Source organism: Mesorhizobium sp. M0808 (assembly GCF_040320025.1).
In the GTDB taxonomy this organism is placed as follows: domain Bacteria; phylum Pseudomonadota; class Alphaproteobacteria; order Rhizobiales; family Rhizobiaceae; genus Mesorhizobium.
This window is the reverse complement of sequence record NZ_JAMYOX010000116.1, coordinates 1-1328: the sequence shown is the minus strand read 5'-3', so window position 1 is coordinate 1328 and position 1328 is coordinate 1. Positions and strand designations below refer to the sequence as shown.

Genomic DNA, 1328 nt, shown 5'->3' with positions numbered 1-1328 from the left:
GCCTTCAAAAAAGCCCCATTAACTCACCAACCAGGATTTCGCTTCCCGTGCAAAGCCCTCCTTGTGGGAGAAGGTGGCCGAGCGAAGCTCGGTCGGATGAGGGTGCTCCAGCTTGGTTCCGACAGCGCTCCGTCCAACACCCCCCAACCGTCTCGGCGCTAACGCGCCGATCCACCTTCTCCCACAAGGAGGGAAGGAAGAGCCCCCGATTTGACCGCCCCTGCCCTCGCCTGTAGCAGTCGCAAACGATCTGACAGCAGCACGGAATCGAGTGTACATGCCAAACGACGAAGGCTTCTCCGATTTCTTCTACGCCGCGCCGGACGGGCTGTCCCTGCACGCTCGCATCTACGGCGAAGCGAATTCCGGCCGCTGGCCAGTCGTTTGCCTGCCCGGCCTGACCCGCAATTGCCGTGACTTTCACGAGCTGGCGCTTTATCTGTCGACGCAGGCGAAGCGCAGGGTTGTCGCCTTCGATTATCGCGGGCGCGGGCAGTCCGCCTACGATGCCGATATTGGCCATTACAATATCGGCATGGAAGCGGGCGATATTCTCGCCGGGCTGGCTGCACTTGGCGTCGACGAGGCTGCCTTCATCGGCACCTCGCGCGGTGGACTGATCATCCATGTGCTCGGGGCGATGCGGCCGGCCGTGCTGAAGGCCATCGTCCTCAACGACATCGGCCCGGTGATCGAGTCGCAAGGTCTCGCCCGTATCCGCTCCTATCTCGACCTCGCGCCAAGGCCGAAGACGTACGCGGAGGTGGTCTGCGGCCTGCGCAGCACCCATGGCGCGGATTTTGCGGCGCTGACCGATGCGGATTGGGAGCGGATGGCATCAGCCCTCTACCGCGAGACCGAGGAGGGATTTCTGCCCGATTTCGATCCGAAACTGGTCGAGACGCTGGCGGGGCTCGATCCCAGCCGGCCGCTGCCCGATCTTTGGCCACAGTTCGACGCGCTGGCGGCCATCCCGATGCTCGTCATACGCGGCGCCAATTCGAAGCTGCTGTCCGCCGAAACGCTCGAGCAGATGCGGACGCGGCATACCGATATCGAGACGATCACCGCCGACGGTCAGGGGCATGCACCGTTTTTGGAGTCCGGGATCCTGCCGGGCAGGATCGCTGGTTTTTTCGATCGAGCGGAGCGGCGGGGTGGCAGGAAGTAAGCACTTACCATGCCTTCGTCATCCTAGGGCGGAGCGAACGCGAAGCGGGAGCGCAGACCCTGGGATCCATATGTGGACGGCGCCCTGCCTGCAACGGTTGTTTTGCGTCGTTTTCGATCGCTTGCGTCCATATGTCCGGCCTTTGAGCACGGTCCTT

General features: G+C 63.0%; 1 protein-coding gene. It reads left to right on the top strand.

All coding sequences use genetic code 11. From position 1 onward, the window contains the following. The first annotated feature begins 277 nt into the window (after positions 1-277). Positions 278-1171: an alpha/beta fold hydrolase gene (locus NKI25_RS36205; RefSeq protein ID WP_353000958.1), complete on the top strand. Its 894-nt coding sequence runs from the start codon at positions 278-280 to the stop codon at positions 1169-1171. Positions 1172-1328: the final 157 nt, after the last annotated feature.